General features: G+C 72.4%; 14 protein-coding genes. 8 read left to right on the top strand and 6 right to left on the bottom strand.

Going from position 1 to position 12,151, the window contains the following annotated elements:
- Positions 1 to 216 precede the first annotated feature (216 nt).
- Positions 217 to 1,245 carry an endonuclease/exonuclease/phosphatase family protein gene (locus tag IE124_RS08280; protein WP_189506325.1) on the top strand — a complete coding sequence of 343 codons (1,029 nt, stop codon included), beginning with the start codon at positions 217 to 219 and terminating at the stop codon, positions 1,243 to 1,245.
- 112 nt (positions 1,246 to 1,357) lie between these two features.
- Positions 1,358 to 2,635, top strand: a complete 1,278-nt coding sequence (locus IE124_RS08275) for an MFS transporter (protein WP_189506323.1) — start codon at positions 1,358 to 1,360, stop codon at positions 2,633 to 2,635.
- On the opposite strand, the gene IE124_RS08270 is transcribed toward IE124_RS08275, so the two are convergent.
- Complete coding sequence (locus tag IE124_RS08270; RefSeq protein WP_189506321.1) at positions 2,601 to 4,367, bottom strand: NAD+ synthase; 1,767 nt, start codon at positions 4,365 to 4,367, stop codon at positions 2,601 to 2,603. The genes IE124_RS08275 and IE124_RS08270 overlap by 35 nt on opposite strands.
- Before the next feature lie 283 nt (positions 4,368 to 4,650).
- On the opposite strand from IE124_RS08270, the gene IE124_RS08265 reads away from it, so the two are divergent.
- Genes IE124_RS08265 through IE124_RS08255 form a run of 3 tightly spaced genes read left to right on the top strand, consistent with a single transcriptional unit; the run spans position 4,651 to position 6,300 of the window.
- The gene (locus tag IE124_RS08265; protein ID WP_189506319.1) at positions 4,651 to 4,809 is read left to right on the top strand and encodes a hypothetical protein; all 159 of its coding nucleotides are present in this window, start codon (positions 4,651 to 4,653) and stop codon (positions 4,807 to 4,809) included.
- Between the two features lie 13 nt (positions 4,810 to 4,822).
- Positions 4,823 to 5,497, top strand: coding sequence for a DUF998 domain-containing protein (locus IE124_RS08260; protein ID WP_189506317.1), 675 nt, complete (start codon positions 4,823 to 4,825; stop codon positions 5,495 to 5,497).
- Positions 5,494 to 6,300 (top strand): alpha/beta fold hydrolase, encoded by an 807-nt coding sequence (locus IE124_RS08255; protein WP_189506315.1) that lies wholly within the window; start codon positions 5,494 to 5,496, stop codon positions 6,298 to 6,300. Before IE124_RS08260 ends, IE124_RS08255 begins: the two co-directional genes overlap by 4 nt.
- A gap of 148 nt (positions 6,301 to 6,448) precedes the next feature.
- Here IE124_RS08255 and IE124_RS08250 read toward each other — a convergent pair whose 3' ends face one another.
- The 4 genes from IE124_RS08250 to IE124_RS08235 form a co-directional block, all read right to left on the bottom strand.
- Positions 6,449 to 6,868: a CBS domain-containing protein gene (locus IE124_RS08250; protein ID WP_189506313.1), complete on the bottom strand. Its 420-nt coding sequence runs from the start codon at positions 6,866 to 6,868 to the stop codon at positions 6,449 to 6,451.
- A gap of 124 nt (positions 6,869 to 6,992) precedes the next feature.
- Positions 6,993 to 7,628, bottom strand: a complete 636-nt coding sequence (locus IE124_RS08245) for a DUF305 domain-containing protein (protein ID WP_189506439.1) — start codon at positions 7,626 to 7,628, stop codon at positions 6,993 to 6,995.
- Between the two features lie 53 nt (positions 7,629 to 7,681).
- A complete protein-coding gene (locus tag IE124_RS08240; protein WP_189506436.1) occupies positions 7,682 to 8,329 on the bottom strand; it encodes a thioredoxin-like domain-containing protein in 648 nt (215 codons plus the stop codon).
- A gap of 79 nt (positions 8,330 to 8,408) precedes the next feature.
- On the bottom strand, positions 8,409 to 8,750 hold the full coding sequence (locus tag IE124_RS08235) for a hypothetical protein (protein ID WP_229832261.1): 342 nt from the start codon (positions 8,748 to 8,750) through the stop codon (positions 8,409 to 8,411).
- A gap of 277 nt (positions 8,751 to 9,027) precedes the next feature.
- Here IE124_RS08235 and glnA2 point away from each other — a divergent pair, with 277 nt between their 5' ends.
- The 3 genes from glnA2 (at position 9,028) to IE124_RS08220 (ending at position 11,785) form a co-directional block, all read left to right on the top strand.
- Positions 9,028 to 10,389, top strand: a complete 1,362-nt coding sequence (gene glnA2, locus IE124_RS08230) for a gamma-glutamylpolyamine synthetase GlnA2 (protein ID WP_015033133.1) — start codon at positions 9,028 to 9,030, stop codon at positions 10,387 to 10,389.
- A 166-nt stretch (positions 10,390 to 10,555) separates the two neighbouring features.
- Positions 10,556 to 11,044 (top strand): GNAT family N-acetyltransferase, encoded by a 489-nt coding sequence (locus IE124_RS08225; protein WP_229832259.1) that lies wholly within the window; start codon positions 10,556 to 10,558, stop codon positions 11,042 to 11,044.
- A gap of 78 nt (positions 11,045 to 11,122) precedes the next feature.
- A complete protein-coding gene (locus IE124_RS08220) occupies positions 11,123 to 11,785 on the top strand; it encodes a histone deacetylase (RefSeq protein WP_229832284.1) in 663 nt (220 codons plus the stop codon).
- Here the strand turns inward: IE124_RS08220 and IE124_RS08215 are convergent.
- A complete protein-coding gene (locus IE124_RS08215; RefSeq protein ID WP_189506308.1) occupies positions 11,712 to 12,143 on the bottom strand; it encodes a VOC family protein in 432 nt (143 codons plus the stop codon). The two genes, IE124_RS08220 and IE124_RS08215, sit on opposite strands and share 74 nt — an antisense overlap.
- Positions 12,144 to 12,151: the final 8 nt, after the last annotated feature.

Raw genomic sequence — 12,151 nt, 5'->3', positions numbered from 1 at the left:
ACTCGCGGCCCACACTCGCCCCACCACCGAACCCGCCCCCGACCCGCACCTGATCCGCACGAATGTGCGCGTTCTGTCACAGGCCCACCGCCTGCGTCACCTGCAGGAACCCGCCACGCGTCCGCACTCGTCCCTGGGGGAGTACGACGGACCCGGGATCGCCTAGTGTCGGCACCGGGTCACGCAAGACGGCAAGGCAGAGTTAAGGACAGTGCGATGGCGCGGGTGGACATGACGGAGACCGAGTACGGCGGCGGCGGGAACGGGCGCCCCGGTTCCGGATCCCGGTTCCGGGCCGCCCTCGACGGCCTGCGGCGCGACCGGGGCATCTGGCGCCGGGGCATCCTGATCGCCGCCGCGGCGGTGGCGCTGACCCTCCTCATGGTGTTCCACGCCGAGATCCCCAACACGATCGGCAACCTCGGCAGCCTGACCGAGACGTTCCTGCCGTGGCTGGGCCTCTTCGTCCCCGTGTTCCTCGTCCTCGCCCTGCTGCGCCGCTCCGCCACCGCCCTGATCGCCCTGCTCCTGCCGGCCGTGGTCTGGCTCAACCTCTTCGGCGGCCTCGTCGCCGACAAGTCCTCCGCCGGCGGCGACCTCACCGTCGCCACGCACAACGTGAACGCCGACAACCCGGACCCCGAGGGCACCGCCCGCGGGCTCGCCGCGTCCGGCGCCGACGTGCTGGCCCTGGAGGAGCTCAAGGGCGACATGGTCCCGACCTACGAGCGCGGCCTCGCGGAGACGTACCCGTACCACTCCGTCCAGGGCACGGTCGGCCTCTGGAGCAAGCTGCCCCTGCGCGCCGCGCAGCCCGTGGACATCCAGATGGGCTGGACCCGCGCCATGCGCGCCGACGTCGTGACCCCCAAGGGCGAGGTCGCGGTGTACGTCGCCCACCTGCCGTCCGTCCGGGTCAAGCTGAACGCCGGCTTCACCGCCAACCAGCGCGACAACAGCGCCAACGCCCTCGGCGAGGCCATCTCCCGCGACCGGCACGAGCGGATCGTCCTCCTCGGCGACCTCAACGGAACCATGAACGACCGCTCGCTCAACGCCGTCACCTCGCAGCTGCGCTCCACCCAGGGCGCGGCGGGCGACGGCTTCGGCTTCAGCTGGCCGGCCTCGTTCCCGATGGCCCGGATCGACCAGATCATGGTGAAGGGCGTCGAGCCCGTGTCGTCCTGGGCGCTGTCGGAGACGAAGAGCGACCACCTCCCGATCGCGGCCCGCGTGAAGCTCTGACGGCAGGGCGAAACCGTCCCTTCGTCCCCCGGAAGCCGCGGGGAAGAATCCACCTGAGAGTCTTTGTTCCGACGAAGAACTATCTTCGGGACATTCCGGAAAGGCTCTCCCCATGCCCCTGGCGCTGTTCGCGCTCGCCGTCTCCGCCTTCGGCATCGGCACGACCGAGTTCGTGATGATGGGCCTCCTGCCCAACGTCGCCGACGACTTCGGCACCTCGGTCCCCACCGCCGGGTACCTCGTCTCGGCGTACGCGATCGGCGTCGTCGTCGGCGCCCCGCTGCTCACCGCCCTCGGCTCCCGGATCCCGCGCAAGCGGATGCTGCTCCTGCTGATGGCGCTGTTCGTCGTCGGCAACCTCGCCTCCGCGCTCGCCCCCGGCTTCGGCTGGCTCGTCGCCGGCCGGGTCCTCGCAGGGCTCCCGCACGGGGCCTTCTTCGGCGTCGGCGCGGTCGTCGCCGCCCGGCTCGTGCGGGAGGACCGGCAGGCTCGGGCGGTGGCCACGATGTTCCTCGGTCTCACCGTCGCCAACATCCTCGGCGTACCGGCCGCGACGCTGCTCGGCCAGCAACTCGGCTGGCGGGCCACCTTCGTCGTCGTCACCGTCATCGGCCTGCTCGCCATGGCCGCGCTCGCCCGCCTCGTCCCGCACGTGCCCCTCGACGAGCGGCAGGGCCTCGGCCGCGAAGTGCGCGCCCTCGGCCGCCCGCAGGTCCTGCTCGGCCTGCTGACCGCCGTCTTCGGCTTCGCGGGCGTCTTCGCGGTCTACTCGTACCTCGCCTCGATGACCACGGAGGTGATGGGCTTCGGCGAGTCCACCGTCACCGTGGTCCTCGCGCTCTTCGGCCTCGGCATGACGGGCGGGGCGCTCGCCGCCGGCCCGCTGACGGACCGCGCGCTCCGCCCCACGCTCTACGGCTCCCTCGCAGCCCTCGTCCTCGCCCTGGTCGCCTTCCGCTTCACGATCCACGTGCCCTGGCTGGCGCTCGTCACGGTCGTGGTGCTCGGCGCGGTCGGCTTCATGACCACCACCCCGCTCCAGATGCTCGTGATGCGCAAGGCCAAGGACGCCCCGACGCTCGCCTCCGCCTCCAACCACTCCGCCTTCAACCTCGCCAACGCCGGCGGAGCCTGGGCGGGCGGCGCCGCCGTCGCCGCCGGCTGGGGCTGGACCTCCCCGACCCTCGTCGGCGCGGTCCTCACGGCCGTCGGCCTCGCGATCGCCGCGGTCGCGGGCCTGCTCGACCGCGCCGCTCCGGCGAAGGGAACCCGCGCGGATACGGCGAAGGGGGCCTCCCGCGTCGTGGCGGGAAGCCCCCAGGAGTCCACCGGCGCGGACCGGCCGGTTCCGGAGGTCAGGGGGACGGCGTCTCCCGCCAGCGGTTCGTGATCGGCAGGCGGCGGTCCTTGCCGAAGCCCTTCGCCGAGATCTTGGTGCCCGGCGGGTACTGGCGCCGCTTGTACTCCGCCGCGTCCACCATCCGCAGCGTCCGCGCGACGACCTCCTCGTCGAAGCCGGCCGCCACGATCTCGTCCTTGCCGCGGTCCGTGTCCACGTACAGCGCGAGGATCCCGTCGAGGACGTCGTAGTCCGGCAGCGAGTCCGTGTCGACCTGGCCGGGCCGCAGCTCGGCGCTGGGCGGCTTGGTGATCGAGCTCTCCGGGATCGGCGGGATCATGCCCCTCTCCTCGGCGGCCCGGTTGCGCCAGCGCGCGAGCCGGAAGACGGTCGACTTGTAGACGTCCTTGATGGGCCCGAAGGCCCCGACGGAGTCGCCGTACAGCGTCGAGTAGCCCACCGCCAGCTCGGACTTGTTGCCCGGCGCGAGGACGATGTGCCCCTCCTGGTTGGAGAGGGCCATCAGCGTCGTGCCGCGCAGCCGGGACTGCAGGTTCTCCTCGGCGAGACCGGTGAGGCCCAGCGAGCCCATGTACGCGTCGAACATCGGCTCGATCGACACCGTGCGGTAGTTGAGGCCGGTGCGGCGGGCCAGTTCGGCGGCGTCGCCGCGCGAGTGGTCGGAGGAGTACTTGGAGGGCATCGACACCCCGTAGACGTTCCCCGCGCCGACCGCGTCGCAGGCGATCGACGCGACGAGCGCCGAGTCGATGCCGCCGGAAAGGCCGATGAGGACCGAGCGGAAACCGTTCTTCGCGACGTACGCGCGCAGCCCCACGACCAGGGCCGAGTAGATCTCCTCGTCGTCTTCGAGCCGGTGCGCGTACCCGCCCGCGAGCTCCGCCTCGTAGGCGGGCAGCGGCTTCTCGGAGAGCACCACCCGGTCGATCCGCAAACCGTCGACCGCGCCGACGACGCCGTCCGGAGCGTCGGCCTCGGCCGCCGGCAGCTCCAGGTCCACGATCACACTGCCCTCGACGAACTGCGGGGCGCGCGCGACCACTTCGCCCTCCGCGTCCACGACGATCGAGTCGCCGTCGAAGACGAGCTCGTCCTGACCGCCCGTCGACGCCAGGTACGCGGTGACGCAGCCGGCCTCGCGGGCCCGCCTGCGGACCAGTTCGAGCCGCGTGTCGTCCTTGTCCCGCTCGTACGGCGAGGCGTTGACCGACAGGAGCAGCCCGGCCCGCGCCGCGCGCGCCGCCGGGACGCGGCCGCCCTCCTGCCAGAGGTCCTCGCAGATCGCGAGGGCCACGTCCACGCCGTGGACCCGGACGATCGGCAGCGTGTCGCCCTGGACGAAGTAGCGGTACTCGTCGAAGACGCCGTAGTTGGGCAGGTGGTGCTTGGCGAAGCGCAGCGCCACCTCGCCGCGGTACAGCACGGCGGCGGCGTTCTCCGGCGACCCGGCGGGCCTGCCCAGCCGCGGCTCGGCCTGCTCGGAGCGGTCGAGGTAGCCGACGACGACCGGCAGCTCGCCGAAGCCCTCGTCCGCGAGCCGCCGGGCGAGAGCGCGCAGGGCGTCCCGGGAGGCCTCGACGAAGGAGGGCCGCAGGGCCAGGTCCTCGACGGGGTAGCCGGTCAGCGCCATCTCGGGGAACGCGACGAGATGCGCACCCTGTCCGGCGGCGTGCCGGGTCCAGTGGACGATCGCCTCGGAGTTCCCGGCGAGGTCTCCGACGGTCGAGTCGATCTGATTCAGGGCGAGGCGTAGTTGAGGCACCCGGCCAGTGTAATCGTCACACCGACGCGATGTCCCGGAAAACTCCCCGGAGCAACCGAACGAACTCCCGGGCGCATGGCGCGTCCCCTCCGGGCGCAACCGCGCGTCCCCTCCGGGCGCATCGGCGCGTCCCCTCCGGGCGCAACCGCACGCCCCCCGGCGCAGCCGAACGAACCCCTCCTGCAACCGGTGCATCCGCACGCCCTCCGGCGCAGCCGAACGAACCCCAGGTCGCCCCCGCGCTCGACATGGGCCCCGCCCGGGCCCCGCTGATCATGGGCGCATGACGACCACTGACCCACCGGCGGATCCGGCACGCCCCGCCGGCGGCGGCGGGGCGTGCCGGATCGTCATCGGATTCGTCATCCCGGTCGCGCTCCTCAAGCACCGCAAACCGAGCCGGGTCCACCCCGACCACAGGGAACCTTCCGGCATGCCCTGACGTTCGAACGATCATGCCCGGAAAGGTGACGAAAGCCGCAGCGGCCCTCCTCGGCCTCGGCGCGCTCGCGTACACCTCCTGGGTCCTCGAAGTCCTCGTCCGGACCGGTCTCGACCCGGTCCGGACATACGTCTCCGAGCTCGCCGCCGCGGACCAGCCCCTCGGCGGCCTCTTCCGCGCCACCGACCTGGTCGCCGGCCTCCTCGTCCTCGCGGGCGCCCTGACCGGGCTCGCCGCGAGCGGGAGACGGGGGCGCTGGGCACTCGGCGGCTGGATCGCCCTCGCCGTCTTCGGCGCCGCCACCGCAGTCGACTCACGGCTCCCGCTCAGCTGCGCCCCCACCGCCGACCCGGAGTGCGCGGCGCGCGAGGACGCCGGCCTGGTGCCCGCCACCCATATGGCCCACGCCGTCAGTTCGAGCCTCGCCGTGACCGGTGCGATCGCCGCGATGATCGCCCTGACCGTGGCCGCCCGCCGCTACGGCCACTGGCGCCCCCTGGCCCGCCACGGCCCGGCCCTCGTCGTCCTGGAGCTCGCCGCCACGGCCTGGACCCTGGCGGCCGTCGCCGCCTTCGAGGCCGGGAAGGGCACGTGGGCGCTGGGCGCGGGACAGCGGCTCCAGGTCCTCCTGGTGGCCGTCTGGCTCGCCGTCCTCGCCGCCTCCCTCGTCCGGGGGCGGCCGCGATGACCTTCGTACGGATCGGGGGAGTCGCCCACCACGTGACCGTCGAGGGCACGGGGCCCGTGTGCGTCCTGAGCGCCGGGCTGGGCCTCAGCTGGTTCGACTGGGACCCGGTCGTCCCCCTGCTCGCCCCGCACCGCACGGTCGTCCGCTTCGACCGCCCCGGCCACGGCCTCTCCGCCCCCGCGGCCGCCCCGCCGACGGCGGCGGGCGAGGCGGACAGGATCGCGGCGCTCCTGGACGCGCTGGGCGCGGACCACCAGGACCCCGTCACCGTCGTCGGACACTCCCTCGCCGGCTTCCACGCGGAGGCCTTCGCGCGCCTCCACCCCGCCCGGACCGCGGGGCTCGTCCTCGTCGACTCCTCGGTCGAGGAACACCCCCGGCCCGCCCGTACGGACGCCGTCTCCCGCGCCCTCGGCCGGGCGCTCTGCGCCGCGGGGCTCCCGGCCGCGCTCGGCCCGGCCGTCCGCCGGGCTGCCGTGCGGAGCGACCCGGAGTCCAAGGCCCTGGTCCGCCGCGTCTACCGCACCTCACGCGTCCTGCGCGGCGCCCTCCACGAGAACGCCCACTACGGCGCGGTCGCCGCCGAACTCCTCGACCTCCGGGACCGCTTCCCCCTCCCGCCCGGCCTGCCCGTCACCGTCCTCGCCGCCCCCGACGGCTCCGCCCGCTGGGAGCGCCGCCAACGCGCGCTGGCCCGACGGCTCGGCGCCTCCTACGAGGCGGCCGTGCCGTCGGGCCATCTGGTCATGCTGGACCGCCCGGACGCGGTGGCCCGGGCGGTACTGAGCACGATCCGGTCCTGAGAGGGGGTCCGGCTCCCGCCGCGTCCGCCCGGATCGCGTCGGCCCGGGTCCGCCCGGCCAGGGTCCGCCCGGCTCGGGCCCGACCGCGTCCGCCCGGCTCGGGCCCGACCGGGTCAGGTCCCACCGGCTTCCGCCGTCTCCCGCCGGTTCAGGAAGCGGCGTACACGCTCGCGCAGAACGCCTTGATCTGTTCGTCCGACAGATGCTGGGCCAGATCGGCCTCGCTGATCATGCCGACGAGCTTCTTGCCCTCGATGACGGGGAGGCGCCGGATCTGGTGGCTCTGCATCTCCTCCAGGACCGCGCCCACGTCCGCGCCCGCCTCGACCCAGCGCGGGGTGCCCTTCGCCATCTCGCCGCAGGTGACCTTCGCCGGATCGTGGCCCATGGCCACACAGCCGATGACGATGTCACGGTCCGTGAGGATGCCGCAGAGCCGCTCGTTCTCGTCCGCGATGGGCAGCGCGCCCACGTTGAGGTCGCGCATCATCTGGGCCGCGCGGTCGAGCGTCTCGTGTGCCGGGATCCACTGGGCCCCGGGGTGCATGATGTCCTTCGCCGTGGTCATGAGCCGCGTACCTTTCGTCGAACGTCGTCGTACGAACGTCCCCGAGCCCACTCATTGTCGGCGCACGGCACGGCCCCCGCGACCGCAGCGGGTCACGGGGGCCGGACGGCCTGGGGCCGGGTGATCAGGCCCCGCGCTTCCGCAGCATGTCCGCCATCAGCAGGATCTCGGACTGCTGCGCCTCGACCATGCCCTGCGCGAGATCGCGCTCGACACCGGGGGCGCACTTGCCGACGCAGCCCTCGGCCATGTGGACCCCGCCCTTGTGATGCTCGGTCATGAGCTTCAGGTACAGGACCTCGGCCTCCCGGCCACTGGCCTTGCGCAGGGCGTCCAGCTGCGCGTTGGTCGCCATGCCGGGCATCAGCGCGCCGTCCGAGGGACCGCTGTCGCCGGATCCGCCCATGCCCATCCAGGCCATCGGCTCGACACCGGACTGGAGCTTGGGCAGCCCCCACAGGTCCAGCCAGCCGAGCATCATGCCCCGCTGGTTGGCCTGGGTGTTGGCGATGTCGTACGCGAGACGGCGCACCGACTCGTCCTCGGTCCGGTCCCGGACGATGAACGACATCTCTACGGCCTGCTGGTGGTGGACGGCCATGTCCCGGGCGAAGCCGGCGTCCGCGGAGTCGGTGGCGGGGGTACGCGGCGCCTCGTCGCGCTCGGCCGAGGCGACCGTGACGGCGCCCCCGGCGAAGAGCAGCGCGAGCGCGACGGCGGTGACCGCCGCCCACCGCGTCCGCGTGCCCCGGCGCCGCACGCCGGCCTCGAACTCGGCCTCCTCGCGGGCGAAGGAGTCCTCGCTCAGCCCGGTCACTGACCGACCCCGCCGGTGCAGGCGGCGCCCGGCTCGGGGGTCTGCGGGCCCTGGACGTACTTCGTGAAGAAGGCGTCGACGCGCGGGTCGGAGGCGCCGTCCACGGTGACCTGCTTGCCCCAGGCGGACAGCATGATCGCCCCGGACTGGTCGTCCACGGGGCTCATCAGCGTGTACTTGGTCTTGCCGACCTTCTCGGCCAGCTTCTCCACGTCGGCCTTGTCGGCCTTCTTGCTGTACGTCACCCAGACGGCGCCGTGCTCCAGCGAGTGCACGGCGTTCACGTCGCTGATCGCCTTGTCGTAGACCACGCCGTCGCAGTTCATCCAGACCGGGTGGTGGTCACCGCCGACCGGCGGCTTCATGTCGTACTTCACGGCGGTCTCGACGTGGTTGCGGCCGAGCTTCTTCGCGTCCCAGGTCTGCTCGGACTTGATGGGCGCCTTGGCGGCGGCCTCCTTCGCGTCCTGCTCGTCGGACTTCTTCATCAGCACGAAGGTGCCGAAGCCGACGAGACCCAGGACGACGACCCCGGAGACGCCGATGGTGATCAGACGGTTGCGGCGCTCACGGGACTGCTCGGCGCGGCGCATCTCCTCTATTCGGGCGCGGCGGTCGGCGTTGGCGGAGCGGTTGGCGGCCATGGTGATGTCGTCCTTCTTCAGGGATGGGGGGTTGAGTTCGGTGCGGGACAAGCGGGGGCGGGCGGGAGGCCCGCCGCCGCTATGTCCGGAGAACTTGAAGGACGTGCAGGTCCGGCGCGCGCGGCCGGATGCCGGAGTCGCCGGCCGGGCCCTCACCGGGGGGCGGGTCGAGGCGCGGGAGCCGGCCCTCCGCGTGGAGCGGGGGGTCGAGCGGGGGCGCGCTGAGCACCGCGGGGGAGAGGGAGGGGACGAGGGAGCAGCCGCCGCGGTCGTACGGGCAGATGTACTCGGCCACGACCGCCGACACCCGCGGGCCCTCGGCCTTCGGCGCCGCCGGGTGATGGGGATCCGTTCCGGGGCCGGGCCCCAGGCAGACGAAGAGCGCGGCGAGGAGCGTCGCCACGGCACTCACCAGTGCCATGGGACGCGCGTGTCGGAACAGGCGTACGAGCCGCGTGGCCCCCATGGGCGGAGATCGTAGTGGGCGCGGACCGTCTGTGGGCCGAACGGGGTACCACTCGCTGCCGCCGAACGCCCGAACGTCCGCCATGCCCGCCGTCCCGTTACCTGCGTCACACCCGAGCAGGCACTATGGGTGTGCAACGTGCGCGAAACCATGTGGTGGGATGCTCAGGTGCCCCCCGATGTATCGGAGGCGGTGGGAGCAGGCGGCCTGACCAGCAAGGATGGGTGTGGAAATGGACAAGCAGCAGGAATTTGTGCTCCGTACGCTGGAGGAGCGCGACATCCGCTTCGTGCGCCTGTGGTTCACCGATGTGCTGGGCTTCCTGAAGTCGGTGGCCGTGGCGCCGGCCGAGCTGGAGCAGGCCTTCGACGAGGGCATCGGCTTCGACGGCTCGGCGATCGAGGGCTTCGCCCGCGTATACGAGTCGGACATGATCGCCAAGCCGGACCCGGGCACCTTCCAGATCCTGCCGTGGCGCGCCGAGGCCCCGGGCACGGCGCGGATGTTCTGCGACATCCTCATGCCCGACGGCTCGCCGTCCTTCGCCGACCCGCGCTACGTCCTCAAGCGGGCCCTCGCGAAGACCTCCGACCTGGGCTTCACCTTCTACACCCACCCCGAGATCGAGTTCTTCCTCCTGAAGGACAAGCCGCTCGACGGCACCCGTCCGACCCCGGCCGACAACTCGGGCTACTTCGACCACACCCCGCAGAACGTCGGCATGGACTTCCGCCGCCAGGCGATCACGATGCTCGAATCGATGGGCATCTCGGTGGAGTTCTCCCACCACGAGGGCGCGCCGGGCCAGCAGGAGATCGACCTCCGCTACGCGGACGCCCTCTCCACGGCCGACAACATCATGACGTTCCGCCTCGTCATGAAGCAGGTCGCGCTCGAACAGGGCGTCCAGGCCACCTTCATGCCGAAGCCGTTCTCCGACTACCCGGGCTCGGGCATGCACACCCACCTGTCGCTCTTCGAGGGCGACCGGAACGCCTTCTACGAGTCGGGCGCGGAGTACCAGCTCTCCAAGGTGGGCCGCTCCTTCATCGCGGGCCTCCTGAAGCACGCGGGTGAGATCTCCGCGGTCACCAACCAGTGGGTCAACTCGTACAAGCGCATCTGGGGCGGCTCCTCCCGCACGGCCGGCTCGGGCGGCGAGGCCCCCTCGTACATCTGCTGGGGCCACAACAACCGCTCGGCCCTCATCCGCGTCCCCATGTACAAGCCGGGCAAGACGGGCTCGTCCCGCGTGGAGGTCCGCTCCATCGACTCGGGCGCCAACCCCTACCTGACGTACGCGGTCCTCCTCGCCGCCGGCCTCAAGGGCATCGAAGAGGGTTACGAACTCCCGGCCGGCGCCGACGACGACGTCTGGGCCCTCTCCGACGCGGAACGCCGAGCGATGGGCATCGAACCGCTCCCGCAGAACCTGGGCGAGGCGATCGCCCTGATGGAGAAGAGCGAACTGGTCGCGGAGACCCTCGGCGAGCACGTCTTCGACTTCTTCCTCCGCAACAAGAAGCAGGAGTGGGAGGAGTACCGGAGCGAGGTCACCGCCTTCGAACTCCGCAAGAACCTGCCGGTGCTGTAACCGCAGGTCAGGGCAGACAAAGCCCGGAACCACCACGCAGGGCCGACGGTCGTGAACCGTCGGCCCTGCGTCGTCTCACCCGCCCTGGGCCGTCTGCGGGAGGCCGCACCCGCAGCCTGTACGAAATGCGTTGCCGCGGGGGTGGGGAGCGGATCACACTGCCCCGGTGAAGATCAGTTCTGTCGCCACCGAGCGGCTTGTGTTGTTTCCGATGACCGTGGACGTCGCCGAGCGCGTCGTCGCCCGGGAGCCCGGGGACGGGGACCTGTGGGCCGAGGGATATCCCGGGGCCGGGGACGTCCGGGCCCTCACCGGGCTTCTGCGGGGGGTCGCCGAGCGCGGTGATCCGGGGGTGTTCCGGCACTACCAGATACGGCTCGACGGGGTCGCCGTCGGCGGGATCGGTTTCCACGGGCCGCCGGACGAGCTGGGGGTCGTGACCGTCGGGTACGGGCTCGTGCCCGGGGCGCGCGGGAAGGGGTACGCCTCCGAGGCCCTGCGCGCGCTCGTCGAGGTGGCCCGGCAGGGCGGTGCCTCCGGGGTGAAGGGGGACGCCGACCTCGGCAACCCCGCCTCCCACCGCGTGATGGAGGCCGCCGGGATGCCCTGCGTCGCGGAAAGCGACACGCTGCGCCACTTCTACCTCGGGTTCTAGGGGTGACTCCACCTAGGGTCTGACGGTGTGTCGGATCGTCGTCCCTCCCGTGTCTGGTACGCCGCCTACGGCGCCAACATGCATGCCGCGCGCCTCGGTTGCTACCTGACGGGCGGCCGGCCGCCCGGAGTCGCGCGGATGTATCCCGGGTGCCGGGATCCGCGCGGGCCCGCGGCCTCGGTGGGCGTCCTGCTGCCGGGGCGGGTGTACTTCGCGACCGAGTCACCCGTGTGGGGCGGCGGCCGGGCCTTCTACGACCCGGCGGCCGCCGGCACCGCCTGGGGCGTCGCGCACCTGCTGACCGCAGGGCAGTTCTCCGACATCGCCGCGCAGGAGATGTACCGGCAGCCCGGCACCGACCTCGACCTCACCGAGGTGCTCGCCACCGGGCGCTCCTCGCTCGGGCCGGGGCGGTACGAGACCCTCGTCCGCTGCGGGTTCCTCGACGACGCCGGGGGCGACCGGGACGGCGGACTGCCCGTACTCACCTTCACCGCGCCGCCGGGAGGCGGCAGCGGTGAACTGCGGGCGCCCTCCGCCGGATACCTCCGGCACCTCGCCGCCGGGCTCCACGCCACCGGGGCGTGGCGGCCCGGCGAGGTCGCCGCCTATCTCGCGGGCTGCCCCGGTGCCGCCGGGCACTGGACCCCGGCGGCCGTTGCAGGCCTCAGCGTTCCGACAGCTCCGACGGGGCCTCCTGGACGACCCAGCCGTTGCCGTCCGGGTCCTCGAAGTTCATGAACGAGTTCCAGGTCTCGCCCTTCCCCTCTTCCCAGCCGGTCGCGCCGACGTGCATCACCGGCGAGACGTCGACGCCCCGGTCGACCAGTTCCTTCCGCGCCGCCTCGATGTCCGTGACGCAGAGCTGGAGACCGTGCAGGGTGCCGGGGGCCGTCTCCTTCGCACCGGGCATCGCCGGCATTCCGCTCAGCAGGGCGATCGAGCAGCGCGAGCCCGGCGGCGTCGCCTGGATGATCCGCATCCCCGGCGCCACCTCGTCGTCCAGGTCGATCTTGAAGCCGCACTTGTCGCCGTAGAACTCCTTGGCCCGGTCCATGTCCGTCACGGGGACGGGGACGACTTCCAGGGTCCAGTTCACGCGAACTC

Source organism: Streptomyces narbonensis (genome assembly GCF_014649015.1).
Lineage (GTDB): Bacteria > Actinomycetota > Actinomycetes > Streptomycetales > Streptomycetaceae > Streptomyces > Streptomyces narbonensis.
This window is presented reverse-complemented; position numbering and strand designations above follow the sequence as displayed.

Excerpts from the sequence above, each read along its gene's own strand:
- glnA2 (WP_015033133.1), top strand. The coding sequence starts at position 9,028 with ATGGACAAGCAGCAGGAATTTGTGCTCCGTACGCTGGAGGAGCGCGAC.
- IE124_RS08280 (WP_189506325.1), top strand. The coding sequence starts at position 217 with ATGGCGCGGGTGGACATGACGGAGACCGAGTACGGCGGCGGCGGGAAC.
- IE124_RS08255 (WP_189506315.1), top strand. The coding sequence starts at position 5,494 with ATGACCTTCGTACGGATCGGGGGAGTCGCCCACCACGTGACCGTCGAG.
- IE124_RS08235 (WP_229832261.1), bottom strand. The coding sequence starts at position 8,750 with ATGGCACTGGTGAGTGCCGTGGCGACGCTCCTCGCCGCGCTCTTCGTC.
- IE124_RS08240 (WP_189506436.1), bottom strand. The coding sequence starts at position 8,329 with ATGGCCGCCAACCGCTCCGCCAACGCCGACCGCCGCGCCCGAATAGAG.
- IE124_RS08260 (WP_189506317.1), top strand. The coding sequence starts at position 4,823 with ATGCCCGGAAAGGTGACGAAAGCCGCAGCGGCCCTCCTCGGCCTCGGC.
- IE124_RS08265 (WP_189506319.1), top strand. The coding sequence starts at position 4,651 with ATGACGACCACTGACCCACCGGCGGATCCGGCACGCCCCGCCGGCGGC.
- IE124_RS08220 (WP_229832284.1), top strand. The coding sequence starts at position 11,123 with ATGCATGCCGCGCGCCTCGGTTGCTACCTGACGGGCGGCCGGCCGCCC.
- IE124_RS08250 (WP_189506313.1), bottom strand. The coding sequence starts at position 6,868 with ATGACCACGGCGAAGGACATCATGCACCCCGGGGCCCAGTGGATCCCG.
- IE124_RS08275 (WP_189506323.1), top strand. The coding sequence starts at position 1,358 with ATGCCCCTGGCGCTGTTCGCGCTCGCCGTCTCCGCCTTCGGCATCGGC.